General features: G+C 55.9%; 26 protein-coding genes. 12 read left to right on the plus strand and 14 right to left on the minus strand.

Going from position 1 to position 22,788, the window contains the following annotated elements; translation table 11 throughout:
• Window positions 1-489 precede the first annotated feature (489 nt).
• Window positions 490-1,425: a TIGR01212 family radical SAM protein gene (locus NKJ21_RS07020; RefSeq protein WP_008806659.1), complete on the plus strand. Its 936-nt coding sequence runs from the start codon at window positions 490-492 to the stop codon at window positions 1,423-1,425.
• A 46-nt stretch (window positions 1,426-1,471) separates the two neighbouring features.
• On the opposite strand, the gene NKJ21_RS07025 is transcribed toward NKJ21_RS07020, so the two are convergent.
• Window positions 1,472-2,755: an MFS transporter gene (locus NKJ21_RS07025; protein WP_008806658.1), complete on the minus strand. Its 1,284-nt coding sequence runs from the start codon at window positions 2,753-2,755 to the stop codon at window positions 1,472-1,474.
• Window positions 2,756-2,841: 86 nt separating this feature from the next.
• Complete coding sequence (locus NKJ21_RS07030) at window positions 2,842-3,858, minus strand: Zn-dependent oxidoreductase (RefSeq protein ID WP_012967168.1); 1,017 nt, start codon at window positions 3,856-3,858, stop codon at window positions 2,842-2,844.
• Between the two features lie 288 nt (window positions 3,859-4,146).
• Between NKJ21_RS07030 and uxuA the strand changes: the two genes are divergently transcribed.
• The 4 genes from uxuA to mtgA all read left to right on the plus strand — a co-directional run bounded on the left by uxuA (window position 4,147) and on the right by mtgA (window position 9,309).
• A complete protein-coding gene (uxuA, locus tag NKJ21_RS07035; RefSeq protein WP_008806656.1) occupies window positions 4,147-5,211 on the plus strand; it encodes a mannonate dehydratase in 1,065 nt (354 codons plus the stop codon).
• Between the two features lie 149 nt (window positions 5,212-5,360).
• Window positions 5,361-7,700: an aerobic respiration two-component sensor histidine kinase ArcB gene (gene arcB, locus NKJ21_RS07040; RefSeq protein WP_074387488.1), complete on the plus strand. Its 2,340-nt coding sequence runs from the start codon at window positions 5,361-5,363 to the stop codon at window positions 7,698-7,700.
• Window positions 7,701-7,933: 233 nt separating this feature from the next.
• Complete coding sequence (gene elbB, locus NKJ21_RS07045) at window positions 7,934-8,587, plus strand: isoprenoid biosynthesis glyoxalase ElbB (RefSeq protein ID WP_008806654.1); 654 nt, start codon at window positions 7,934-7,936, stop codon at window positions 8,585-8,587.
• Window positions 8,584-9,309, plus strand: a complete 726-nt coding sequence (mtgA, locus tag NKJ21_RS07050) for a monofunctional biosynthetic peptidoglycan transglycosylase (protein ID WP_008806653.1) — start codon at window positions 8,584-8,586, stop codon at window positions 9,307-9,309. Before elbB ends, mtgA begins: the two co-directional genes overlap by 4 nt.
• A 63-nt stretch (window positions 9,310-9,372) precedes the next feature.
• Here the strand turns inward: mtgA and npr are convergent, their stop codons facing one another.
• The 11 genes from npr to NKJ21_RS07105 form a co-directional block, all read right to left on the minus strand.
• Window positions 9,373-9,645, minus strand: coding sequence for a PTS phosphocarrier protein NPr (npr, locus tag NKJ21_RS07055; RefSeq protein ID WP_002918431.1), 273 nt, complete (start codon window positions 9,643-9,645; stop codon window positions 9,373-9,375).
• Entirely contained in the window at window positions 9,642-10,496 is an 855-nt protein-coding gene (gene rapZ / locus NKJ21_RS07060) for an RNase adapter RapZ (RefSeq protein WP_002918428.1), read from the minus strand. The genes npr and rapZ overlap by 4 nt, the downstream gene beginning before the upstream one ends.
• Window positions 10,497-10,541: 45 nt before the next feature.
• Window positions 10,542-11,030 carry a PTS IIA-like nitrogen regulatory protein PtsN gene (ptsN, locus tag NKJ21_RS07065; protein WP_004144926.1) on the minus strand — a complete coding sequence of 163 codons (489 nt, stop codon included), beginning with the start codon at window positions 11,028-11,030 and terminating at the stop codon, window positions 10,542-10,544.
• A 70-nt stretch (window positions 11,031-11,100) separates the two neighbouring features.
• Complete coding sequence (gene hpf, locus NKJ21_RS07070; RefSeq protein WP_004206206.1) at window positions 11,101-11,388, minus strand: ribosome hibernation promoting factor; 288 nt, start codon at window positions 11,386-11,388, stop codon at window positions 11,101-11,103.
• 22 nt (window positions 11,389-11,410) lie between these two features.
• The gene (gene rpoN, locus NKJ21_RS07075) at window positions 11,411-12,844 is read right to left on the minus strand and encodes an RNA polymerase factor sigma-54 (protein ID WP_012540467.1); all 1,434 of its coding nucleotides are present in this window, start codon (window positions 12,842-12,844) and stop codon (window positions 11,411-11,413) included.
• A 47-nt stretch (window positions 12,845-12,891) separates the two neighbouring features.
• Window positions 12,892-13,617 carry an LPS export ABC transporter ATP-binding protein gene (gene lptB / locus NKJ21_RS07080; protein WP_002918417.1) on the minus strand — a complete coding sequence of 242 codons (726 nt, stop codon included), beginning with the start codon at window positions 13,615-13,617 and terminating at the stop codon, window positions 12,892-12,894.
• Between the two features lie 6 nt (window positions 13,618-13,623).
• Window positions 13,624-14,169 (minus strand): lipopolysaccharide ABC transporter substrate-binding protein LptA, encoded by a 546-nt coding sequence (gene lptA, locus NKJ21_RS07085; RefSeq protein WP_002918415.1) that lies wholly within the window; start codon window positions 14,167-14,169, stop codon window positions 13,624-13,626.
• Window positions 14,138-14,713 (minus strand): LPS export ABC transporter periplasmic protein LptC, encoded by a 576-nt coding sequence (lptC, locus tag NKJ21_RS07090; RefSeq protein WP_008806651.1) that lies wholly within the window; start codon window positions 14,711-14,713, stop codon window positions 14,138-14,140. Before lptC ends, lptA begins: the two co-directional genes overlap by 32 nt.
• The gene (kdsC, locus tag NKJ21_RS07095) at window positions 14,710-15,276 is read right to left on the minus strand and encodes a 3-deoxy-manno-octulosonate-8-phosphatase KdsC (protein WP_032736461.1); all 567 of its coding nucleotides are present in this window, start codon (window positions 15,274-15,276) and stop codon (window positions 14,710-14,712) included. The genes lptC and kdsC overlap by 4 nt, the downstream gene beginning before the upstream one ends.
• Window positions 15,277-15,290: 14 nt before the next feature.
• The gene (gene kdsD, locus NKJ21_RS07100) at window positions 15,291-16,295 is read right to left on the minus strand and encodes an arabinose-5-phosphate isomerase KdsD (RefSeq protein WP_075206807.1); all 1,005 of its coding nucleotides are present in this window, start codon (window positions 16,293-16,295) and stop codon (window positions 15,291-15,293) included.
• A complete protein-coding gene (locus NKJ21_RS07105; protein ID WP_023340757.1) occupies window positions 16,292-17,269 on the minus strand; it encodes a calcium/sodium antiporter in 978 nt (325 codons plus the stop codon). Before NKJ21_RS07105 ends, kdsD begins: the two co-directional genes overlap by 4 nt.
• 209 nt (window positions 17,270-17,478) lie before the next feature.
• On the opposite strand from NKJ21_RS07105, the gene mlaF reads away from it, so the two are divergent.
• The 7 genes from mlaF to murA all read left to right on the plus strand — a co-directional run bounded on the left by mlaF (window position 17,479) and on the right by murA (window position 22,285).
• Entirely contained in the window at window positions 17,479-18,291 is an 813-nt protein-coding gene (gene mlaF, locus NKJ21_RS07110) for a phospholipid ABC transporter ATP-binding protein MlaF (protein WP_012540470.1), read from the plus strand.
• A 7-nt stretch (window positions 18,292-18,298) separates the two neighbouring features.
• On the plus strand, window positions 18,299-19,081 hold the full coding sequence (gene mlaE, locus NKJ21_RS07115; protein ID WP_254732818.1) for a lipid asymmetry maintenance ABC transporter permease subunit MlaE: 783 nt from the start codon (window positions 18,299-18,301) through the stop codon (window positions 19,079-19,081).
• A gap of 4 nt (window positions 19,082-19,085) precedes the next feature.
• Window positions 19,086-19,637, plus strand: a complete 552-nt coding sequence (gene mlaD / locus NKJ21_RS07120) for an outer membrane lipid asymmetry maintenance protein MlaD (RefSeq protein WP_004206195.1) — start codon at window positions 19,086-19,088, stop codon at window positions 19,635-19,637.
• An 18-nt stretch (window positions 19,638-19,655) separates the two neighbouring features.
• The gene (gene mlaC, locus NKJ21_RS07125) at window positions 19,656-20,291 is read left to right on the plus strand and encodes a phospholipid-binding protein MlaC (RefSeq protein ID WP_002918386.1); all 636 of its coding nucleotides are present in this window, start codon (window positions 19,656-19,658) and stop codon (window positions 20,289-20,291) included.
• Complete coding sequence (gene mlaB, locus NKJ21_RS07130) at window positions 20,291-20,581, plus strand: lipid asymmetry maintenance protein MlaB (protein ID WP_008806646.1); 291 nt, start codon at window positions 20,291-20,293, stop codon at window positions 20,579-20,581. The genes mlaC and mlaB overlap by 1 nt, the downstream gene beginning before the upstream one ends.
• 136 nt (window positions 20,582-20,717) lie before the next feature.
• A complete protein-coding gene (gene ibaG / locus NKJ21_RS07135; RefSeq protein WP_004144910.1) occupies window positions 20,718-20,972 on the plus strand; it encodes a BolA family iron metabolism protein IbaG in 255 nt (84 codons plus the stop codon).
• Between the two features lie 53 nt (window positions 20,973-21,025).
• The gene (gene murA / locus NKJ21_RS07140; RefSeq protein ID WP_008806645.1) at window positions 21,026-22,285 is read left to right on the plus strand and encodes a UDP-N-acetylglucosamine 1-carboxyvinyltransferase; all 1,260 of its coding nucleotides are present in this window, start codon (window positions 21,026-21,028) and stop codon (window positions 22,283-22,285) included.
• Window positions 22,286-22,339: 54 nt separating this feature from the next.
• Here murA and sfsB read toward each other — a convergent pair whose 3' ends face one another.
• Window positions 22,340-22,612, minus strand: a complete 273-nt coding sequence (sfsB, locus tag NKJ21_RS07145; RefSeq protein ID WP_008806644.1) for a DNA-binding transcriptional regulator SfsB — start codon at window positions 22,610-22,612, stop codon at window positions 22,340-22,342.
• Between the last annotated feature and the right edge of the window lie 176 nt (window positions 22,613-22,788).

Raw genomic sequence — 22,788 nt, forward strand, 5'->3', positions numbered from 1 at the left:
AGAGTGCTCATCCAGAAAGCTTCCAGCGGATTCCCAACTTATCGGGAATCCACACTTACGTCAAATGGCAATCTTATTAATACAAAAATGTGCTATACAGGTGTTAACTTGTTGTTTTAAAAATAAATAGTGCCATTTTTCGTGCTATGAATACGCCTCAGGAAGGTCAGGCTAGTGTGATCTGTCTCACTGTGCACGCGGCTTTGCATTACCGTTATGCGCTGAAATGCATGTCATCATTAGCATATTTGACTGCCATATATTTTCTCAATGGATATTAATACTGTTTTTTGCCGTGAAGAAGATTGGGGCTATCCGCAGGTGAAATATAAGGAAAACTCATCACCACAGAGGTGAATGAAATTGCAGTAATCATGATTGTTTATGCAATGAGGGTGGCCGCCGCGCTGACGATTGATCCAGGTCATCGCCGTCGGTGACAAAAAGTGGCAGGCTTGGCCCCCTTTGTTGAGGCCGGTCTATCAGATTATGCAGTTACAGAAATTAGTCAATATGTTTGGTGGGGATCTTATGCGCCGCTATGGCGAAAAGGTCCATAAGCTGACGCTGCACGGCGGTTTTAGCTGCCCGAACCGCGACGGCACGCTGGGCCGCGGCGGTTGCACTTTCTGTAATGTGGCTTCCTTTGCCGATGAGGCGCAGCAGCATCGCTCCATCGCCGAACAGCTCGCTCATCAGGCGCAGCTCGTCAACCGGGCAAAGCGCTATCTGGCCTATTTCCAGGCCTATACCAGCACCTTCGCTGAAGTGCAGGTGCTCCGCTCGATGTATCGTCAGGCCATCAGCCAGGCGAATATTGTCGGCCTCTGCGTCGGCACCCGCCCGGACTGCGTGCCGGAGGCAGTCCTCGATCTGCTGAGTGAATATCATGAGCAAGGATATGAGGTATGGCTGGAGCTGGGACTGCAAACCGCGCACGATAAAACCCTGCATCGGATTAACCGTGGGCATGATTTCGCTTGCTACCAGCGTACTGCGCGTCTGGCGCGAGCGCGAGGGCTGAAGGTCTGCGCACATCTGATCGTCGGCCTGCCCGGAGAGACCCAGGGCCATTGCCTGGAGACGCTGGAGCGGGTGGTGGCGACCGGCGTGGACGGCATCAAGCTGCACCCGCTGCACATTGTCAAAGGCAGTATTATGGCCAAAGCGTGGCAGGCCGGGCGTCTCAATGGCATTGAGCTGGAGGCGTATACCGTGACCGCCGGGGAGATGATTCGCCATACGCCGCCGGAGGTGATCTATCACCGGATATCGGCCAGCGCCCGTCGACCCACGCTATTGGCGCCGCTGTGGTGCGAAAATCGCTGGACCGGAATGGTTGAACTGGATCGCTATCTGAATGAGCAGGGCGCTCAGGGCTCGGCGCTAGGCCGCAGCTGGGCTGTGCCCCTGGCGGAGAAGTAGAAGCAGACGATGTCCGGGCCAAGGCCGGACATCGCTCTTCAGCCATTTATGCCTGACTGGCTTTCATCGTCATCCGCGGGGTTTTAATCACCAGCAGCACCAGCACGGCGCCAAGCGCGGCGATAGTGCCGGCGAGAATAAAGGCGCTGTCGAATTTGCCGGTGGACTGCACGATATAGCCCGTGACAATCGGCCCCACGATGCCGGAGACGCTGCCGATAAGATGGATAAAGCCGCTGGCGCCGCCGACGCGGGATTTATGCACCACGTCCTGAATAATCGCCCAGTAGATCGCCCCGGTCACATAGAGGAAAAAGATGGAGACCGACATCAGCAGAACGGCAGGAACGACGCTGCTAACGGTACCGGCGAGCCCCACGCAGAGCGCGGCCATTAGCAGGCATACCACCAGCACGATTTTGCGCGACAGCAGCAGCCTTCCGGTAAGGTTAAATATTTTATCGGATATATAACCCCCCAGCGCCAGACCGACAAAACCGACGATCCACGGGATCATGGTGGTGAGACTCATCTGTTTAATATCCAGATGGTGCTGCTGGACCAGATAGGACGGAAACCAGCTGAGAAAGAAAAACAGAATATAGTTGTAGCAGAAGAAGGCAAATGCCGTCACCAGAATAATAGGCTGCTTGAGATAATAACCCAGTGAGTGGGCCGTTTGATTTTCTACGGTTTCCAGGGCGTCCTCCTCTTGCTTCATTTTATTAATGAGCATGAGCTCTTCCTGACTGACATGCTTATGTTTGTCAGGCGAGTTGGCGGCAATAAAAAACCACACGACCATCCACACAATACCGATGGCGAAAATAATCATAAACGCGGGACGCCAGCCGAAAGCCAGGGCCAGATAACCGACGATAGGTCCGGCGACCGCGCCGCCCAGCGGAGAGCCGGCGCTGAGGAACCCCACTGCGGTTGCTGCTTGCTTTTTAGGAAACCAGCCGTTAATCATCTTGTTCGCTGAGGCGCAAATCGGGCCCTCTGCCATCCCGAAGAGCACGCGGAGCACCAGCATGGAATAAAAGCCGGTGGCAACCGCGGTTAAGCCGCAAAACAGCGACCATAACCCAACCGCCAGGCCCATCACCAATGTGGCGCCAAATTTATCGACGGCGAGGCCGCCAATAAAATTAAAGACCGCGTAGCCGAAGAAAAAGCTGCCGAAAATCATACCAAATTGTTCAGCGTTAAGTGCAAGGTCCTTTTCAATCATCGGCACCGTAATGGATAACGCCACCCGGTCCAGATAATTTATCATATACACTAAAAATAATAACAGGACGATAATCCAGCGAATATTTTTTCCCATGATAACACCATGCTCATTATATGATTTATATCAGGCGCGGCGGATCTACAGATATCCGTCGGCCGTTATTTAAAAATAATGTCGGCTTAGCCTAATTGCAGCAGCACTTTGCAACAGGTCTTCCGATCGTTGGCGAAAATCTCCATGGCTTCTTTCACCTGCTCCAGCGGCATACAGTGGGTGATTAACGCCTCAGGATGGATAAGGCCTTTTTCCATCCAGTCGATGACCAGCGGAAAGCGCCCGCTGTTCAGCCGCGAGGAGAAAATGGAGATCTCTTTACTGGTGATGCTTTGCTGGGTCAGCGTGGACGCCTCGCCGGAGAAACCGAGTATGCCGATGCGGGCGGCAGGGGAGGCGAGGAGGATTGCCTCCTGCAGAATGGCTGGGTGGCAGGCGGCATCAATGACCAGCGTGGGGGCTATCTGCCGCTGCGCCAGCTGATCCGCCAGCGGCTGATGGGTGTTATCGAGCGTCAGATCGGCGCCGTTGTCCCGTGCCATCTGTAGACGTTCGGCAATGCGGTCCACGACGATCACCTGCTTAACGCCATACACCCCCTTCAGCGCCTGGATCACCGTCAGGCCCATCGGGCCAGCGCCGTAAACCAGGGCGATATCCTGCGGCGTGGGCTGCAGCTGGGCGGTAATATTTGCCGCAATAGTAAAAGGCTCAACCATTGTCGCCTGACGATCGCTGATAGCCTCCGGAATGCGCCAGGCATTTTTGGCCGGCACGCAGGCATAGTCGCTGAATCCCCCATCGCGGTGCACCCCGATGACCTGGAGCTGCGCGCAAACATTCGGCCGACCAACCGAGCAGGGATAACAATGGCCGCAGCTGACCACCGGATCGACCGCGACGCGTTCGCCAATACGCGCCGGAGAGACCTGCTCGCCGACGGCATCGACAATGCCGAAGAATTCATGACCAATAACGCGGGGATATTTCGCGAAGGGGTTGTGGCCCTGATAGATGTGTACATCGGAACCGCAGATCCCGGCAAAGGCGATTTTCACCCGTACTTCATGGCTGCCCGGAACGGGAACCGGACGTGATGCAATGTTCAGTTGGCCTGGCTCTTTGACGATGACGCTTCTCATTTCTGTTCCTTCCATTGTCTGTTTCGCGAACGAATTTCGCCTGTTTTTATTACCATACAAGTATGCATTTGATCATAAATAGCTCTGGATCACATTTGGAAGAGGTCGTCAGAAAAAGCTAGACTATTATTAATCTATTGAAATAAATTGAAAAAAAATATGAATGTGCCGGGATGGGCTTGCCCGGTGCAGGAATGTGATCGTTATCACGACAGGAAAGGGCAATTCGATTATGATTGCTGGTATGGTAGTAGGGTAAAAACACAAATTATGAAGCAGGTGATAACGATGCAGATGACAATGCGCTGGTTTGGGCCAGAGGAAGACAAGGTTTCATTAGAGCATATACGACAGGTGCCCGGCGTGGAGGGGGTCGTCGGCGCGCTCTATGACGTCGCGGTGGGTGAGGTATGGCCAGTCGATAAAATTGAGCGTCTGGTCAGCCAGGCCCATGCCGCGGGCCTGAAAATGGAGGTGATAGAGAGCGTCAACATTCATGATGACATTAAAATCGGCCTTCCTTCCCGTGACCGCTATATTGCCAACTATCAGCAGACCATTCGCCACCTTGCCCGCTTCGGCGTCAAAGTTATCTGTTATAACTTCATGCCGGTTTTTGACTGGATGAAGACGGATATGAACTACGTCCTGCCGGATGGTTCGTTGACGATGGCTTTTGAGAAGAAAGATATCGATAAACGGCTGGAAGACGTAGTGAAAGAGGTACTGGAGAACTCAAACGGCTTCGCCTTGCCGGGCTGGGAGCCAGAAAGGCTGGCGGAGGTGCAGACCCTGTTTGCCAAATATAGCGCGGTGGATGACCACAAGCTGCGGGAGAACCTGGTCTATTTTCTGCGGGCGGTGATCCCGGTCTGTGAAGAGGTCGGGGTGAAAATGGCGATCCATCCGGACGATCCGCCGTACTCCATTTTTGGCCTGCCGCGGGTGGTCAAAAACCGCGACGATCTGGACTGGATCTGCCGGGCCGTCGATTCGCCCGCCAACGGCATCACGCTCTGCACCGGCTCGATTGCCGAAGATCCGGATAACGATGTGTACGCCATCCTGGCAGAGTTTACCCGGCGCAAACGGATCCACTTTGCCCACGTCCGCAATATTAAGCTGATACGGGATAAAGATTTTTACGAGTGCGCCCATCCGTCAGAGTACGGTTCCCTGGATATGTACAAGGTGATGCAAGCGCTGTATGACAACGGGTTCGACGGCTATATTCGCCCGGATCATGGCCGCTTTATCTGGGGAGAGACCGGACGGCCAGGCTATGGCTTGTACGACCGCGCTCTCGGCGTGACCTACCTGAAGGGGCTCTGGGAGGCGTTAAGCAAGCGCTAATCGTTCTCCTGACCTTGCCTCTTTTTAGCGGCTGGTTCGCCTTGGCGACCAGCCGTCATATCAGCTCCTTCCCGCATTTTTTGCACAACTTACAGCGCATTGCTCAGAATTGAGTATTATTGTGCGGAGTTGTCGTGAAGGAATCCTCTATGAAGCAAATTCGTATGCTGGCGCAGTATTATGTCGACCTGATGATGAAGCTGGGTCTGGTCCGCTTTTCGATGCTGTTGGCTCTTGCGCTGGTGGTGCTGGCCATTGTGGTACAGATGGCGGTCACCATGGTGCTGCATGGCCAGGTAGAAAGTATCGACGTTATCCGCTCTATCTTCTTTGGTCTGTTGATTACCCCCTGGGCGGTCTACTTTCTCTCGGTGGTGGTGGAGCAACTCGAAGAGTCCCGCCAGCGTCTTTCGCGGCTGGTGGACAAGCTGGAGGAGATGCGAGAGCGCGATCTGAAGCTGAACGTGCAGCTGAAAGATAACATCGCGCAGTTGAATCAGGAGATTGGCGAACGTGAAAAGGCGGAAGCCGAGCGCGAGACCACTCTCGAGCAGTTGAAGATCGAGATGAAAGAGCGTGAAGAGACGCAGATCCAGCTCGAACAGCAATCCTCCTTTCTGCGCTCTTTCCTTGATGCTTCCCCGGACCTGGTCTTCTATCGCAATGAAGATAAGGAGTTTTCAGGCTGTAACCGGGCGATGGAGCTGTTGACCGGCAAAAGTGAGAAACAGCTGATCCATCTCAAACCGCAGGACGTCTATAGCGAAGAGGCCGCAGAAAAGGTGCTGGAAACCGACGAGAAGGTGTTCCGCCACAATGTATCGCTGACCTATGAGCAGTGGCTGGACTATCCCGATGGCCGCAAAGCGTGCTTCGAAATCCGCAAGGTCCCGTACTACGATCGCGTCGGTAAGCGTCGCGGCCTGATGGGCTTCGGGCGCGATATCACCGAACGAAAACGCTATCAGGATGCCCTCGAGCGCGCCAGCCGGGATAAAACTACCTTTATCTCGACCATCAGCCATGAGCTGCGTACCCCGCTAAACGGGATCGTCGGGCTGAGCCGTATTTTGCTGGATACCGAACTGACCAGCGAGCAGGAGAAATACCTGAAAACCATCCATGTCTCGGCGGTGACGCTGGGGAATATCTTCAATGATATTATCGACATGGATAAAATGGAGCGCCGTAAGGTACAGCTCGATAACCAGCCGGTGGACTTCACCAGCTTCCTTGCCGACCTTGAAAACCTCTCCGGTCTGCAGGCCCAGCAGAAGGGCCTGCGCTTTGTGCTGGAGCCGAGCCTGCCGCTACCGCATAAAGTGATCACCGACGGTACGCGTTTGCGCCAGATCCTGTGGAACCTTATCAGCAACGCCGTGAAGTTTACCCCCCAGGGCGGCGGGGTGAATGTCCGCGTGCGCTATGACGAAGGCGATATCCTGCACTTCGAAGTGGAAGACTCCGGAATTGGTATTCCTGAAGCGGAACAGGACAAAATTTTCGCCATGTATTACCAGGTCAAAGACAGCCACGGCGGCAAACCAGCCACCGGAACCGGCATTGGTCTCGCCGTCTCGCGTCGCCTGGCGCGCAATATGGGCGGCGATATCAGCGTAACCAGCCAGCCGGGTAAAGGGGCGACCTTTACGCTCACCGTCCATGCGCCTGCCATTGCGGAAGAAGTGGAAGATACGTTGGCGGAAGACGACATGCCATTACCCGCGCTTAACGTGCTGCTGGTGGAAGACATTGAGCTCAACGTCATTGTGGCCCGTTCGGTGCTGGAAAAGCTGGGCAACAGCGTGGATGTCGCCATGACCGGGAAAGCCGCGCTGGAGATGTTTGAGCCAGGCGAGTACGACCTGGTGTTGCTGGATATTCAATTGCCGGATATGACGGGGCTGGATATCTCTCGCCAGCTAAAACAGAACTTTGCCGCGGATGAGCTGCCGCCGCTGGTGGCCCTGACCGCCAACGTACTGAAGAATAAGAAAGAGTATCTCGACGCCGGGATGGACGATGTGTTGAGCAAGCCGTTGTCGGTGCCAGCGCTCACGGCCATGATCAAGAAATTCTGGGATGCGCCGGAAGAGGAAGCGCAGGAAGCGCCGGCGGCCGATGTGCATAAAGCCGACGCGGTGCTGGATACCGATATGCTGGAGCAATATATCGAACTGGTGGGACCGAAGCTTATCAACGATGGCCTCGCGGTGTTTGAGAAGATGATGCCGGGCTATATGTCTGTCCTCGAGTCCAATCTCACCGCCCGCGATCAAAAAGGGATTGTCGAAGAGGGGCATAAGATCAAAGGGGCGGCGGGTTCTATTGGTCTGCGCCACATCCAGCAACTGGGGCAGCAGATCCAGACGCCGGATCTGCCAGCCTGGTCTGATAATGTCGCTGAATGGGTTGAAGAGATGAAATCTGAGTGGCAAAACGACGTGGCGGTACTGAAGGCGTGGGTGGCGAAGGCCGGGAAAAAATGACCCCGGACAGACCGGGGTGCGCGAATACTGCGCCAACACCAGGGAACTGGTGGTTGAGCCAGTGTTATTTGAGTGATGTTGTTACGTGGCGCAACCTGAGAAGTGGATTGCTCGCTCATTAAGATAGCAAAGCTTAACTAATTTGTTACATGAATCAGTAAAATATGTGAAGCATAGCGAGTAAATCGACATTTTTGACTGGTTTCAGCGAGTTGCATGGAGGAGCGAAAGCGATGAAAAAAATTGGTGTGGTACTGAGCGGCTGCGGCGTGTACGACGGCAGTGAAATTCATGAAGCGGTGATTACCCTGCTGGCGATCGCGCGCAACGGCGCGCAGGCGGTGTGCTTTGCACCCGATAAACCGCAGCGCGACGTCATCAACCATCTGACGGGGGAACCGCTGACGGAGCAACGCAATGTGCTGGTGGAAGCGGCGCGAATTGCCCGCGGCGACATCTTACCGCTGACGCAGGCGCGTGCGGAGACGCTGGACGCGCTGATCGTCCCCGGCGGCTTCGGCGCGGCGAAAAATTTAAGCAGCTTCGCCGCCGAGGGCAGCGAATGTCAGGTGGACCGCGATCTGCAGGCTCTGGCACTGGCGATGCATCAGGCCGGCAAACCGCTGGGTTTCATGTGCATTGCCCCGGCGCTGCTGCCGAAGATTTTTGCGTTTCCGCTGCGCATAACCATCGGGACCGATCTCGATACTGCCGATGTGGTCGAAGAGATGGGGGCGGAGCACGTGCCTTGTCCGGTCGACGACATCGTGGTGGATGAAGAGAACAAAGTGGTCACCACCCCGGCGTATATGCTGGCAGAGAATATTGCTCAAGCCGCCACCGGGATCGAAAAGCTGGTCGCCCGCGTGCTGGCGCTGAGCGCATGAGGCTCCGCGTTGCGCCCTTTGCGCTGCTAAAACGACTGGCGCTGCGTCTGCTGCTGATCGCCGCCGTCTTCTGGGGCGGGGGGATCGCGCTGTTTAGCGTGCTGCCGGTGCCGTTTTCGGCGGTGATGCTTGAGCGGCAGGTGAGCGCCTGGCTCTCCGGAGATGTCCACTATCTGGCGCACTCTGATTGGGTCGGCATGGATGAGATCTCTCCGTGGATGGGGCTGGCGGTGATTGCCGCCGAAGATCAAAAGTTCCCGGAACATTGGGGGTTCGACGTATCGGCGATAGAAAAAGCGCTGGCGCACAATGAGCGTCATGATACCCGCATCCGCGGCGCGTCAACGCTGTCGCAGCAGACGGCGAAAAACCTGTTTTTATGGGATGGCCGCAGCTGGTTGCGTAAGGGGCTGGAAGCCGGGCTGACGGTCGGTATAGAAACCGTCTGGAGTAAAAAGCGGATCCTGACCGTCTACCTGAATATTGCCGAGTTTGGCGATGGGATATTTGGTGTGGAAGCGGCCGCGCAGCGCTATTTTCATAAGCCTGCCAGCCAGCTGACGCCGGGGGAAGCGGCTCTGCTGGCCGCGGTGCTGCCAAATCCGATCCGCTATCGCGCTGACGCGCCTTCGGGCTATGTGCGCAGCCGCCAGGCCTGGATCTTACGCCAGATGCGACAGCTGGGCGGGGAAGGGTTTATGCGCGAGCATAAGCTGTATTAGCGCGTGAATCCGGCGCCGGGGCTGGTACTGTCGCCAGTCGGCCGTCGCCGGGAAGCGTGACGCTTAGTCTTCATCAAATCCGGCATTAAAAAGAGCAATCACCGCGGCGAGCGCCTCAACTTCCTGCGGACCGCTGGCTTCCACCTCTATCTGCCGCCCTTTCGCGGAGTCCAGCATCAGCAGGGCAATCACGCTGTTTGCTTCCGCCTCCGTGCCTTCATCGTTGCGCAGCAGTACTTCGGCATCGAAATTCTGCATCAGCTCAAACAGTTTCATCGCCGGGCGGGCGTGCATGCCCAGCTTATTGGTGATTTCAACGGTCTGCTTTACGGTCATGATTTACGTTTTTCCAGCGTCCGATGACGAGACTGTACGTTTTTGCCGCGGGAGCGGAAGTAGTCAGCCAGTTGTTCAGCAATATAAACCGAACGATGTTTACCGCCGGTGCAGCCAATGGCCACCGTCAGATAGCTGCGATTGTTGGTCTCCAGCATCGGTAACCATAGCTCAAGATAGCTCCGGGTCTGGTAAATAAAGTTGTGCACTTCAGTGTGCCGGTCAAGGAAGGCGGCCACCGGTTTATCCAGACCGGTCATTGGACGCAGTTTCGGATCCCAGTGCGGGTTTGGCAGAAAGCGCACGTCAAAGACGTAATCAGCATCGATCGGAATACCGTGCTTGAAGCCGAAGGATTCGAAGACCATCGTCAGTTCGCGCTCGCGTTTGCCTAACAAGCGAGTACGCAGCATTTCCGCCAGCTCATGCACCGACATTTCGGACGTATCGACGATCAGATCCGCACGGGAGCGCAGTGGCTCCAGCAAGTCGCTCTCTTCGTCGATGGCGCTTTCGAGCGACAGGTTCTTGCTGGAGAGCGGGTGTAAGCGACGGGTATCGCTGTAACGGCGGATCAGGGTATTACGATCGGCATCAAGGAACAGCAATTGCGGAGAAAAGCATTCCGGCAGGTTCTGCATCGCCTGTTCAAAGATTTCCGGTGATTCCGGCATGTTACGCACGTCGATGCTGACGGCCGCGGAGATATTGCGGTCAGCCAGCGACCGCGCCAGATCGGGCAGCAGCACGACCGGCAGGTTATCCACGCAGTAAAAGCCCATATCTTCCAGCGCTCGCAGAGCGACGGATTTCCCCGAGCCCGAGCGGCCGCTGACGATCATCAGTACCATGTACCGTTTCTCCTCAGTACGATAAAGGATAAGGTGCGACTGCCGTTATGCGTCATCGCTGCTTCCTGCTTCGGTGATGATCTCATACAACTCTTCATCGCTCTGCGCCGCGCGCAGGCGACGGCAAATCGCTTTGTCCGCCAGCCGTTTGGCCACCAAGGAGAGCGTATGCAGGTGAGTCTTTGTCTGGTCGGCTGGCACCAGCAGCGCGAACAGCAGGTCGACAGGCTGATTGTCGATCGCGTCGAAGGCGATGGGGGTTTCCAGCTGGACAAAAACGCCGACAGCACGCAGCGTATCCTCTTCCAGTTTACCGTGAGGAATGGCAATACCATTGCCAATCCCGGTACTGCCCATTTTTTCGCGGGTGAGGATCGCTTCGAACACCACCTGCGGCGGCAAACTTAACTGTTTGGCGGCCAGTTCGCTAATGATTTCCAGAGCACGCTTCTTGCTCTGGCAGTGAACCTGGCTACGGGTACATTCCTGGTTCAGGACGTTGCTCAGTTGTAGAGCCGAATCGTTGTTCATCATAATTTCACCTGAGCGCCCCCGCGCCCGCCGCCGATGTTAAACCACGACGGACGCAGGGGGGCCCGGACAATTAGTGTTGTTTTAGTTTATCTTTGTGCTTCGTTAACTGCCTTGCCAGCTTGTCGATAAGACCATCGACAGCTGCATACATATCCTGCCCTTCCGCACTGGCATGGATTTCGCCACCGTTGACATGCAGATTCGCGTCCGCAATTTGCGTCACTTTCTCTACTTTTAACACAATATAGACCTGATTGATCCGGTCGAAAAATTGCTCCAGTTTGCTGAACTTCGCCGTGACGAAGTCGCGCATCGCGGGGGTGATCTCGACGTTGTGTCCTGTAATGTTGAGCTGCATAGTGTCTTCCTTATCGGTTGTGTCAGACCAGTTGTTTACGCTGGTTTGACGGCGGAATGGATAAAGACTCTCTGTACTTCGCGACAGTGCGGCGCGCGACCATGATACCCTGCTCGGACAGCATGGAGGTGAGCTTACTGTCGCTCAACGGCTTCGCGGGGTTTTCCGCGGCGATTAACTTCTTCACCAACGCGCGAATGGCCGTCGACGAGGCTTCGCCGCCGCCTTCGGTATTCACATGGCTGGAGAAGAAATACTTCAGTTCAAAAATACCGCGCGGACTGTGCAGATATTTTTGCGTGGTGACACGGGAAATGGTGGATTCATGCATCTCGACAGCCTGGGCGATATCGGCCAGCACCATCGGCTTCATATACTCTTCACCCTGTTCGAAAAAAGCCTGCTGCTGTTCAACGATGCAGCGGCTGACGCGCAGCAGCGTATCGTTGCGGCTTTCGAGACTTTTGATTAGCCAGCGGGCTTCCTGCAGATTGCTGCGAATGAACTGGCCGTCGGCGTCATTGCGGGCGCTGTTGCCCATTGCCGCATATTGCTGATTAATCTTCAGCCGGGGAATGCTGTCGGCGTTGAGCTCCACGGTCCAGCGGCCACTGACCTTGCGGACCAGTACGTCGGGAATGACATATTCCGGTTCACTGGTATGAATGGACTGGCCAGGGCGGGGATCCAGCGACTGGATCAGATTCACCGCCTCTTTCAGCACCTCTTCTTTCAGGCGCGTTACTCGCATCAGGGTGCGGAAATCGTGGTTAGCCAGCAGATCGAGATGGTCGCTGATAATCAACCGGGCCTCTTCCAGCCACGGCGTCTCTTTAGCGAATTGCGACAGCTGGATCAGCAGGCAGTCGCGCAGATCTTTCGCCGCGACGCCAACCGGATCAAAACGCTGGATGCGCTTCAGAACGGCCTCCACCTCTTCCAGGCCGATTTCGTCATCGCCAATGCTGTCGACGATGTCTTCAATCTGAATGGTGAGATAGCCCGTATCGTCGACGGCGTCGACGATGGAGGTGGCAATGGCGCGGTCGGTGTCGGTGAAGGGCGTCAGCTCGACCTGCCACATCAGATAATCCTGCAGCGTCTGAGTGGTTTCGCCTTGATAGACGGGCAGCTCGTCGTCCTGATAATCCACGCCGTTGCCTGACGGCGTACCGGCGGTATAGATTTCATCCCAGCTGGCATCGAGAGGGAGCTCGTCCGGCATCTCTTTTTGCTCAAGCGCATCGACGGTATCGAGGGACTCGCGATCCTCCACTTCTTTCGCCTCTACCTCGTCGTGAAGATCGGTTTGCTCAAGCAATGGGTTACTTTCCAGCGCTTGCTGGAGCTCTTGCTGGAGTTCTAACGTGGACAACTGCAGCAAACGAATAGCCTGCTGCAGTTGCGGCGTCATGGCAAGCTGTTGGCTAAGCCTTAATTGCAAACCTTGCTTCATGTTCAGGGTAAATATCTCCGGCTAAAACGTCTGTAACCTCTACCCTATCAGAGTCTGAAGTCTTCCCCAAGATACACGCGCTTAACCTGCTCATCTTCGAGGATCTGCTGCGGCGTACCATGAGCAATAAGGTGTCCCTGACTGACAATATACGCCCGTTCGCAGACGGCGAGGGTCTCTCTGACGTTATGGTCGGTGATCAGTACGCCGAGGCCGCTGTCGCGCAGGTGTTCAATGATGCGTTTGATATCGATAACGGAGATGGGGTCAACACCGGCAAAGGGTTCATCCAGAAGGATAAATTTCGGGTTCGCCGCCAGCGCGCGAGCAATTTCGACACGGCGGCGTTCACCACCGGAGAGCGCCTGACCGAGGCTGTCGCGCAGGTGCTCAATATGAAACTCTTCCATCAGCTCTTTGGCGCGATCTTCCCGCTGTTCGCTGGTTAAATCGTCACGGATCTGCAGGACCGCCATCAGGTTGTCATAGACGCTCAGACGACGAAAAATAGAGGCTTCCTGCGGCAGATAGCCGATGCCCCGGCGCGCGCGCGCGTGCAGCGGTAGCAGACTGATGTCTTCGTCATCGATAATAATATTGCCCGCGTCGCGCGGCACAATGCCGACCACCATGTAGAAGGTGGTGGTTTTACCGGCGCCGTTCGGGCCGAGCAAGCCGACAATCTCTCCGGAGTTAACGGTGAGACTGACATCTTCCACCACGCGGCGGCCTTTATAAGCTTTGGCGAGGTTCTTCGCAGTTAAGGTTGCCATAACGAATTAGTTACTCTTCTTTTGCTGATTGCCGCTTTTATCCTGCAGCTCAGACGGCACCAGAACGGTGGTGACGCGTCGACCTTTGTCGCTGAAGGCCTGCATTTTTTGCTCTTTCACCAGATAGGTGATCTTATCGCCCTTGATATTGCTGTCGAGCTGCTCAAGGTAAGCGTTGCCGGTCAGCACGACGTAATCATTCTGCAGCTCGTAGCGCATTTTCGACGCCCGGCCTTTTACCGGCTTGCCGTTATCCTGCATCTGGTAGAAGGTGGCCGGGTTACCGAAGCCTTCGATCACCTCTTTACCTTTCTCATTGCCCGGACGGGTGACCACCACTTTATCAGCGTTAATTTTGATCGTCCCCTGGGTGACGACCACGTTACCGGTGAAAGTGACGACGTTGCCCTGCATATCCAGTGACTGCTGATCGGACTCGATATGGATCGGCTGATCGGTATCTCCCGTCTTGGCCAGGGCCGGCAGGCTGGCGGCCAGTAAAGCGCCGGCGAGCGCAATCTTAAGGCTGAGTTTGTTTGTTCTGAATTTCATAAGAGGTTCTCACCTTTTCAATCAGCTCGGCATTTTTGCTGCGAAGGTTTCCACGCATTTTCAGGCCGCTGGAATTAAATGTGGTGCCGTATAACGTCACCATGTCATCGGAGGTAACGTCCTGTGTGACCAGATTTATCTGGGCGTTATCCGTCGTAATTTTGCGCAGTTGAGAGTCAGGCGCGAGCGCATTCACCTCAACGTGCCCGTAAAGATAGAGCATTCGGTCATTCGTCAGCTTCGCTTTATCTGCCCTGATTGACCAGGTTGGCACCTTATTGGTATCAAAGGTGGTCATCACCGGCTTGGTAAACCAGGAAACCTCCTGATCGGAAAAGTATTCCACATGCTCGGCAATCAGCCGATAGCTCAGGGCGCCTTCCGGGCTGTACACGACGGTGTCGGTATGTTCGCTTTTATACGTCGGGTCGTTGGGATTGACCTCCGGCTGGGCCGTGTCGTCCGTATTCGCCAGATTCAGGCCGATGAGGATCAGCGCGAGCAGCGACAGTAAAATGATAACCCAACGTCTGGTTTTACTCATATTGATTGCCCTTTGGCCTCATCCAACTTGCCCTGCGCCAATAGTAACAAATCGCAGACTTCGCGTACCGCGCCGTGTCCGCCGTTAATGCGCGTGACATAATTCGCCCGCGGCAGCAGCAGCGGATGCGCATCGGCGACGGCGACGCTTAAACCCACTTCCGCCATCACCGGCCAGTCGATCAGATCGTCGCCGATATACGCCACTTCATCCGGACGAACCGCCAGTTTGCTGACTAATTCGCGAAACGCCAACAGCTTATCCGACTGACCTTGATAGAGATGCGTAATGCCCAGCGTCTGGCAGCGGTCTTCTACCAGTTTAGCTTTTCGCCCGGTAATAATCGCCACTTCGATGCCGGAGGTCAGCGCGCAGCGGATACCATAGCCATCGCGGACGTTGAACGCTTTCAGCTCCTCGCCGTGATTACCCATATAGATAAGTCCGTCGGATAATACACCGTCAACATCGAGGATCAGTAGACGGATCTTAGCCGCGCGATCGAGAAACGCCTGGCTTACCGGCCCATAGCATGTCGCTAACTGAGCATCAGCATTATTCATTATTTTTTCCTTACTTACACTACGCCCGCGCGCAGGAGATCGTGCATATGTACCACACCTAGCAGGTGGTCGCCATCGGCAACCAGCACGCAGGTGATATGACGGGATTGCATCAGGTTTAGCGCATCTACCGCCAGGGTGCCGGGACGGATGCGGATCCCTCCCCGGGTCATGACATCGGCAATGCTGGCATTACGCATATCGACGCCGGTATCAAAGACCCGGCGCAGGTCACCATCGGTGAAGATCCCGATGATGTTCATATCGTCATCGCAGACGGCGGTCATGCCTAAATTTTTACGCGTGATTTCCAGCAGCGCATCGCGCAGGGTGGCCTGCAGGCCGACGTGCGGGATTTCATCACCGGTATGCATAATATCATTGACGCGCAGCAACAGCTTACGACCGAGTGCGCCGCCAGGATGAGACAGGGCGAAATCTTCGGCGGTAAAGCCACGGGCTTCCAGCAGAGCGACGGCGAGGGCATCACCCATCACCAGCGCCGCGGTGGTGCTGGAGGTGGGCGCCAGCCCTAACGGGCAGGCCTCTTTGGGCACTTTCACGCACAGATGGATATCCGCTGCGCGCGCCATGCTGCTCTCAGGCCGGCTGGTGATGCAGATAAGCTTCACCTGCTGGCGCTTCAGGACCGGGATCAGCGCCAGAATTTCATTCGATTCGCCGGAATTCGACAGCGCAATCACCACATCCTGTGGAGTGACCATTCCTAAATCGCCGTGCGCCGCTTCGCCGGGGTGGACAAAAAAAGCCGAGGTGCCGGTACTGGCGAACGTCGCCGCCATTTTGCGGCCGATGTGGCCGGATTTGCCCATCCCCATCACCACGACTTTGCCGCCGCAGCGGAAAATCGTTTCGCAAGCATGGGTAAAGTCTTCATTTATATATTGATCGAGCTGGGCCAGACCTTCACGTTCAATTTCCAGCACCTGACGGCCTGCCTGTTGAAAGTCAAAATCCGTGGGCAAATCTATTTGCGACATGATGTTATCCCGAGTCATTCAACGAAGAGCGGCGCTGTCCAGAACAGCATCGCCAACCAAACCACAAAGCCGCCGACCAGCAGTGCGCCAACCAGCCGTCCCGGCTGCTGCTGGCGGCGCCAGCACAGCACCGCGAAGATCAGGCTGACCAGCAGCATCACGCCATAATCGCGAGTGAAGGCTTCGCTCGCAAAGCTCCCCGGCGCGATCAGCGCCGGTAAACCCAGCACCAGCGCAATATTGAGGATATTGGCGCCGATGATATTGCCGATAGCAATGTCATCTTCCCCTTTCCGCGCCCCGGCGATAGCGGTGGCCAGCTCTGGCAGGCTGGTGCCTATCGCCACCACCGTCAGACCGACGGTCAGCTCGCTAATGGCAAAAAAGTTTGCCAATACCGTGGTGTTATCCACCACCATACGGGTAGCCATGGGCATGACAATCATCGCGACCCCTAACCAGAGCAGAGCGACCGGCAGCGATCCTTCACGCGGCAGCTCCGCCAGCTGTTCGCGAGTCAGGCTATCGCTGCCCTGGCGCTCCGCCAGACGGGCGATTTTGATGGTAAACAGCAGCCACAGAAGCGCTAACGTCAGTAAAAACAGCCCGTCGAGACGGGACAGCTGTCCATCGTAGAGCACCAGCCCGGCCAGCACACTGACCAGCAACATTAGCGGTAATTCGCGGCGCAGAATATCAGAATGCACGGTAAATGGCCTGAGTAAGGCGGCGAGTCCGAGGATCAGAAGAATATTGGTAATGTTGGAGCCGAGCGCGGTGCCGACCGCCAGATCGATCTGCCCATGCAGCGAGGCCGTGGTGGAAACCATGATCTCGGGCAGGCTGGTGCCGATACTCACCACCGTCATACCGATGATCAGCGGCGGGATCCCCAACATACGACACAGGATGGAAGCGGCATAGACCAGACGATCGGCGCTGTAGACAACCAGCAGTAAACCAATAATTAACAGAGCCGTCGCTAAGAGCATCTAAAGTCCTTTCTTCAGGTATAATCGTCGCCTCGCTGGGTTATCCCTACGCAGCGTAACGAATTCTTAATTTTGACTTTATGTGTGCCAAAAGTAAAACAAATGCCAGCTTTCGCTAACCTGTGCAGGTAAGATTCTGTAAAAATGTTGTGATTGTGGCGCAAGAAAGGGCCATGCTTGCCCGTCAGGTGTTTAGTAAGGATGATTTTATGAGCCAAACTCAGGCGAATTTAGTTGAAGTACGCGGTATCCGCTTTTCACGCGGCGATCGTGTGATCTTCGACGACATCTCGCTGTCGGTGCCGCGCGGTAAAATTACTGCGATCATGGGACCTTCGGGGATCGGCAAGACTACCCTGTTACGCCTGATCGGCGGGCAGATCCCGCCGGACAGGGGAGAGATCCTGTTTGATGGCGAGAACGTGCCGCAGATGACGCGATCGCGTCTTTATACGGTGCGTAAGCGGATGAGCATGCTGTTCCAGTCTGGCGCGCTGTTCACCGATCTCAATGTCTTTGATAACGTTGCCTATCCGCTGCGCGAGCATACGCAGCTGCCGCCTGCGCTGCTGCATACGACGGTGATGATGAAGCTGGAAGCGGTGGGGTTGCGTGGGGCGGCGAAGTTAATGCCCTCCGAGCTTTCCGGCGGGATGGCGCGCCGCGCCGCCCTGGCGAGAGCGATTGCCCTTGAGCCGGATCTGATTATGTTCGACGAACCGTTTGTCGGGCAGGATCCCATCACCATGGGCGTGCTGGTGAAGCTGATTTCTGAACTCAACAACACGTTGGGTGTCACTTGCATCGTGGTTTCGCACGATGTGCCTGAGGTGCTTAGCATTGCGGACTACGCGTATATCGTGGCGGATAAAAAGATTGTCGCCCACGGTAGCGCCCAGTCGCTGCGGGAGAATACCGATCCTCGGGTTCGTCAGTTTATTGATGGTATTGCCGACGGCCCGGTGCCGTTCCGTTATCCGGCTGGCGACTATCACCATGATTTATTAGGCATAGGGAGTTGAGCGACTCATGCTGTTTAATGCGCTGGCCGCGCTAGGACATCGCGGGATTAAAACCACCGCGAAGTTTGGACGCGCCGGATTAATGCTTTTCAACGCCGTTGTGGGCAAACCAGAGTTTCGCAAGCACGCGCCGCTGCTGGTTCGTCAGCTCTATAACGTTGGCGTTCTGTCGATGCTGATTATCATTGTATCGGGCTTGTTTATCGGTATGGTGCTCGGGCTGCAGGGTTATCTGGTCTTAACCACCTACAGCGCAGAGACCAGTCTTGGCATGCTGGTGGCGCTGTCGCTGCTGCGCGAGCTGGGGCCGGTTGTCGCTGCGCTGCTGTTTGCCGGGCGCGCCGGATCGGCGCTGACCGCCGAGATTGGCCTGATGCGGGCCACGGAGCAGCTCTCGAGTATGGAGATGATGGCGGTGGACCCGCTGCGTCGCGTGATTTCTCCACGCTTCTGGGCTGGCGTCATTTCGCTGCCGCTGTTGACGATTATCTTTGTCGCGGTAGGGATCTGGGGTGGTGCGCTGGTAGGCGTAAGCTGGAAAGGCATTGACGGTGGTTTTTTCTGGACCGCGATGCAAAATGCCGTCGACTGGCGAATGGACCTGGTGAACTGCCTGATTAAGAGTCTGGTATTCGCCATTACGGTAACCTGGATTGCGTTATTTAACGGTTATGACGCTATCCCCACTTCCGCCGGGATTAGCCGGGCGACAACACGCACCGTGGTGCATGCGTCGCTGGCGGTTCTGGGGCTGGATTTTGTGCTGACTGCGCTGATGTTTGGGAATTGAGTTCATGCAAACGAAAAAAAATGAAATCTGGGTAGGGGTGTTCTTACTGGTGGCGCTGCTGGCGGCGCTGTTTGTCTGCCTGAAGGCGGCGAACGTCACCTCGCTACGTACTGAGCCGACTTACCGCCTTTACGCGACCTTCGATAACATCGGCGGCCTGAAGGCGCGTTCGCCGGTACGCATCGGCGGTGTGGTTGTGGGACGGGTAGCGGACATCACTCTCGACCCGAAAACCTATCTGCCACGCGTGGAGCTCGATATCGATGAGCGCTACAACCATATCCCGGATACCAGTTCGTTGGCGATCCGCACCTCGGGTCTGCTGGGCGAACAGTATCTGGCGCTGAACGTCGGTTTTGAAGACCCGGACCTTGGGACGACTATCCTTAAAGACGGCGGTACTATCCAGGACACCAAGTCCGCCATGGTGCTGGAAGATCTGATTGGTCAGTTCCTTTATAACAGCAAGGGCGGCGACAATCAGAATTCTGGCAATGATAAGGCCGAGGCAGAAGGTCATACTGACGCGACGCCGGCAGCCGGCACGACGCATTAATTTCAGGAGAAACACGATATGTTTAAACGCTTACTCATGGTCGCCATGCTGGTGATTGCCCCGCTGACCGCTGTCCAGGCGGCAGACCAGTCCAACCCGTATAAGCTGATGAATGAAGCGGCGCAGAAAACCTTCGATCGCCTGAAGAATGAACAGCCGAAGATCAAAGCCAACCCTAACTATCTGCGCGACATCGTCGACCAGGAGCTGTTGCCGTATGTGCAGGTGAAATATGCTGGCGCGCTGGTGCTGGGCCGCTATTACAAAGAAGCGACCCCCGCGCAGCGTGAGGCCTACTTTGCCGCCTTCCGTGAATATCTGAAGCAGGCCTACGGCCAGGCGCTGGCGATGTACCACGGGCAGACTTACCAGATTGCGCCGGAGCAGCCGCTGGGCAGCGCAACCATCGTTCCGATCCGCGTCACTATCATCGACCCGAACGGTCGTCCGCCGGTGCGTCTGGACTTCCAGTGGCGTAAAAATACCCAGACCGGTAACTGGCAGGCCTACGATATGATCGCCGAAGGCGTCAGTATGATCACTACCAAACAGAATGAGTGGAGCGATCTGCTGCGCACCAAGGGCGTTGACGGCCTGACCGCGCAGCTGAAAGCGATCTCCGCTCAGCCGATCACGCTGGAACAGAAAAAATAATGACCGGGCAGCTGAGCTGGACTCGCGAGGGCGAGACGCTGGCGCTGCACGGAGAGCTGGACCAGGATCTGCTGGTCCCGCTCTGGGAAGCACGCGCCAGGGCGACGGAGGGGGCGACGATCATCGATCTCAGCCAGACTACGCGCGTGGACACGGCGGGCCTGGCGCTGTTAGTGCATTTTGTGGCACTGATCCGCCGTCAGGGGCGGGAAGCGCAGCTGATCGCGAAGAGCGAAAATCTGCAAACGCTGATCGGTCTTTACAACCTGCCTGTCGATATGATCCCATAATCTTTTCAGTGTCTTAGCGTTGAAGCTATTCCGAAAGCCCCGGCAATCTTTTCGTCGGGGCTTTTTGCTTGTTTAAGACCGCGCCACTTTCCTCTAAGATGTTGGGCTGTTTTCACTATCAGATAAATTTGAGCCCATGGAAAATCATGAAATTCAGACCGTGCTGATGAACGCACTCCCCCTCCAGGAAGTCCACGTCTCTGGCGATGGCAGCCACTTTCAGGTTATTGCTGTGGGTGAGATGTTCGATGGCATGAGTCGGGTTAAAAAGCAGCAGAGCGTCTACGCGCCGCTGATGGAATATATTGCTGACAACCGTATCCATGCGCTGTCGATCAAGGCCTTCACTCCGCAGGAGTGGGCGCGAGACCGCAAACTAAATGGCTTCTAAGCTGTGGGGGGTCCCCTGCAGCGTATGTGAATTTTTAATAGAGAACAGAATCAATGGATAAATTCCGTGTTCAGGGGCCGACTCGCCTTCAGGGCGAAGTCACCATTTCTGGTGCAAAGAACGCCGCCCTGCCAATCCTCTTTTCCGCGCTGCTTGCCGAAGAGCCGGTAGAGATCCAGAACGTACCTAAGCTGAAAGATATCGATACCACCATGAAGCTGCTGAGCCAGCTGGGCGCGAAGGTTGAGCGCAATGGTTCGGTATGGATTGACGCCGGTCCGGTTGATGTATTCTGTGCTCCGTACGACCTGGTGAAAACCATGCGTGCCTCCATCTGGGCGCTGGGCCCGCTGGTAGCGCGTTTTGGTCAGGGACAAGTTTCTCTGCCAGGCGGCTGCGCCATCGGCGCGCGTCCGGTCGACCTGCACATTAGCGGTCTGGAACAGCTGGGCGCCGAGATCAAACTGGAAGAAGGTTATGTCAAAGCCTCGGTCAACGGTCGCCTGAAAGGCGCGCATATCGTGATGGATAAGGTGAGCGTCGGCGCTACCGTAACTATCATGAGCGCAGCGACCCTCGCGGAGGGGACGACGATTATCGAAAACGCCGCGCGCGAGCCGGAAATTGTCGATACCGCCAACTTCCTTAACGCGCTGGGCGCGAAAATCAAAGGCCAGGGCACCGATCGCATTACCATCGAAGGCGTGCAGCGTCTGGGTGGCGGCGTATACCGTGTACTGCCGGACCGTATCGAAACCGGCACCTTCCTGGTGGCCGCGGCGATTTCCGGCGGCAAGATCCTCTGCCGTAACGCGCAGCCGGATACTCTGGATGCCGTTCTGGCGAAACTGCGTGACGCCGGGGCTGACATCGAAACGGGCGAAGACTGGATTAGCCTCGATATGCACGGCAACCGTCCGAAAGCGGTCAACGTGCGTACCGCGCCGCACCCGGGCTTCCCGACCGATATGCAGGCCCAGTTCACGCTGCTTAACCTGGTGGCGGAAGGGACCGGCGTGATCACCGAAACGATCTTTGAAAACCGCTTCATGCACATTCCGGAACTGATCCGTATGGGCGCGCACGCGGAGATCGAGAGCAATACCGCTATCTGTCACGGCGTGAAGCAGCTTTCGGGCGCGCAGGTGATGGCGACCGATTTGCGTGCGTCGGCGAGCCTCGTGCTGGCAGGCTGCATCGCTGAAGGGACCACCATCGTTGATCGCATCTACCACATCGATCGTGGCTATGAGCGTATCGAGGATAAACTGCAGGCGTTGGGTGCCAATATTCAGCGCGTGAAGGGCGAGTAACCGTGTCCTGACAGGGCCCCGGGGCGTTGGTTCGGGACCCTGTCGATTATCACATCACCTGTCTGTCTTCTTTTGACGCATCATCTGCGTTCTGTCGATAAACTCATGAGTCACCGGGTCGTGGTAGCGTGACGGCCAGATGACCCACGGCTGCGTTTCCAGCGCCGTGGCGATAATCAACTCGCCTTTCGGCCAGGGGCGGGTCAGGGCGTTCGCCAGCGTTGAAGAACTCAGGCCGTGCCGTCGCGACTCTGCCGCCAGCGATGTTCCCCGTTTACGTAACCCAGCAACAATATCGGCGGGATGCCAGTCGATGAACTTATCCATAAATTCTCCTGGTGTTAAAGGTCCAGATCGTCCACATGGGCGATGGGGACACTATACCCGCGTACTATGTAGGGTTCTAACAAGTTCTGTTAAGGCGCCAGAATATTCAGAATCTATCAAGATATTCGGAAGTTTAGGGAGAGAAGTGGCATTTTACTGGAACTTTCCCGCGCATC

Origin of the sequence: Klebsiella sp. SWET4 (assembly GCF_024296565.1) — a bacterium.
In the GTDB taxonomy this organism is placed as follows: domain Bacteria; phylum Pseudomonadota; class Gammaproteobacteria; order Enterobacterales; family Enterobacteriaceae; genus Klebsiella; species Klebsiella variicola.

What these genes read in the sequence shown, in the direction of transcription:
- NKJ21_RS07020 (WP_008806659.1), top strand. Translation starts at nt 490, where the DNA reads ATGCAGTTACAGAAATTAGTCAATATGTTTGGTGGGGATCTTATGCGC.
- NKJ21_RS07025 (WP_008806658.1), bottom strand. Translation starts at nt 2,755, where the DNA reads ATGGGAAAAAATATTCGCTGGATTATCGTCCTGTTATTATTTTTAGTG.
- NKJ21_RS07030 (WP_012967168.1), bottom strand. Translation starts at nt 3,858, where the DNA reads ATGAGAAGCGTCATCGTCAAAGAGCCAGGCCAACTGAACATTGCATCA.
- uxuA (WP_008806656.1), top strand. Translation starts at nt 4,147, where the DNA reads ATGCAGATGACAATGCGCTGGTTTGGGCCAGAGGAAGACAAGGTTTCA.
- arcB (WP_074387488.1), top strand. Translation starts at nt 5,361, where the DNA reads ATGAAGCAAATTCGTATGCTGGCGCAGTATTATGTCGACCTGATGATG.
- elbB (WP_008806654.1), top strand. Translation starts at nt 7,934, where the DNA reads ATGAAAAAAATTGGTGTGGTACTGAGCGGCTGCGGCGTGTACGACGGC.
- mtgA (WP_008806653.1), top strand. Translation starts at nt 8,584, where the DNA reads ATGAGGCTCCGCGTTGCGCCCTTTGCGCTGCTAAAACGACTGGCGCTG.
- npr (WP_002918431.1), bottom strand. Translation starts at nt 9,645, where the DNA reads ATGACCGTAAAGCAGACCGTTGAAATCACCAATAAGCTGGGCATGCAC.
- rapZ (WP_002918428.1), bottom strand. Translation starts at nt 10,496, where the DNA reads ATGGTACTGATGATCGTCAGCGGCCGCTCGGGCTCGGGGAAATCCGTC.
- ptsN (WP_004144926.1), bottom strand. Translation starts at nt 11,030, where the DNA reads ATGATGAACAACGATTCGGCTCTACAACTGAGCAACGTCCTGAACCAG.
- hpf (WP_004206206.1), bottom strand. Translation starts at nt 11,388, where the DNA reads ATGCAGCTCAACATTACAGGACACAACGTCGAGATCACCCCCGCGATG.
- rpoN (WP_012540467.1), bottom strand. Translation starts at nt 12,844, where the DNA reads ATGAAGCAAGGTTTGCAATTAAGGCTTAGCCAACAGCTTGCCATGACG.
- lptB (WP_002918417.1), bottom strand. Translation starts at nt 13,617, where the DNA reads ATGGCAACCTTAACTGCGAAGAACCTCGCCAAAGCTTATAAAGGCCGC.
- lptA (WP_002918415.1), bottom strand. Translation starts at nt 14,169, where the DNA reads ATGAAATTCAGAACAAACAAACTCAGCCTTAAGATTGCGCTCGCCGGC.
- lptC (WP_008806651.1), bottom strand. Translation starts at nt 14,713, where the DNA reads ATGAGTAAAACCAGACGTTGGGTTATCATTTTACTGTCGCTGCTCGCG.
- kdsC (WP_032736461.1), bottom strand. Translation starts at nt 15,276, where the DNA reads ATGAATAATGCTGATGCTCAGTTAGCGACATGCTATGGGCCGGTAAGC.
- kdsD (WP_075206807.1), bottom strand. Translation starts at nt 16,295, where the DNA reads ATGACTCGGGATAACATCATGTCGCAAATAGATTTGCCCACGGATTTT.
- NKJ21_RS07105 (WP_023340757.1), bottom strand. Translation starts at nt 17,269, where the DNA reads ATGCTCTTAGCGACGGCTCTGTTAATTATTGGTTTACTGCTGGTTGTC.
- mlaF (WP_012540470.1), top strand. Translation starts at nt 17,479, where the DNA reads ATGAGCCAAACTCAGGCGAATTTAGTTGAAGTACGCGGTATCCGCTTT.
- mlaE (WP_254732818.1), top strand. Translation starts at nt 18,299, where the DNA reads ATGCTGTTTAATGCGCTGGCCGCGCTAGGACATCGCGGGATTAAAACC.
- mlaD (WP_004206195.1), top strand. Translation starts at nt 19,086, where the DNA reads ATGCAAACGAAAAAAAATGAAATCTGGGTAGGGGTGTTCTTACTGGTG.
- mlaC (WP_002918386.1), top strand. Translation starts at nt 19,656, where the DNA reads ATGTTTAAACGCTTACTCATGGTCGCCATGCTGGTGATTGCCCCGCTG.
- mlaB (WP_008806646.1), top strand. Translation starts at nt 20,291, where the DNA reads ATGACCGGGCAGCTGAGCTGGACTCGCGAGGGCGAGACGCTGGCGCTG.
- ibaG (WP_004144910.1), top strand. Translation starts at nt 20,718, where the DNA reads ATGGAAAATCATGAAATTCAGACCGTGCTGATGAACGCACTCCCCCTC.
- murA (WP_008806645.1), top strand. Translation starts at nt 21,026, where the DNA reads ATGGATAAATTCCGTGTTCAGGGGCCGACTCGCCTTCAGGGCGAAGTC.
- sfsB (WP_008806644.1), bottom strand. Translation starts at nt 22,612, where the DNA reads ATGGATAAGTTCATCGACTGGCATCCCGCCGATATTGTTGCTGGGTTA.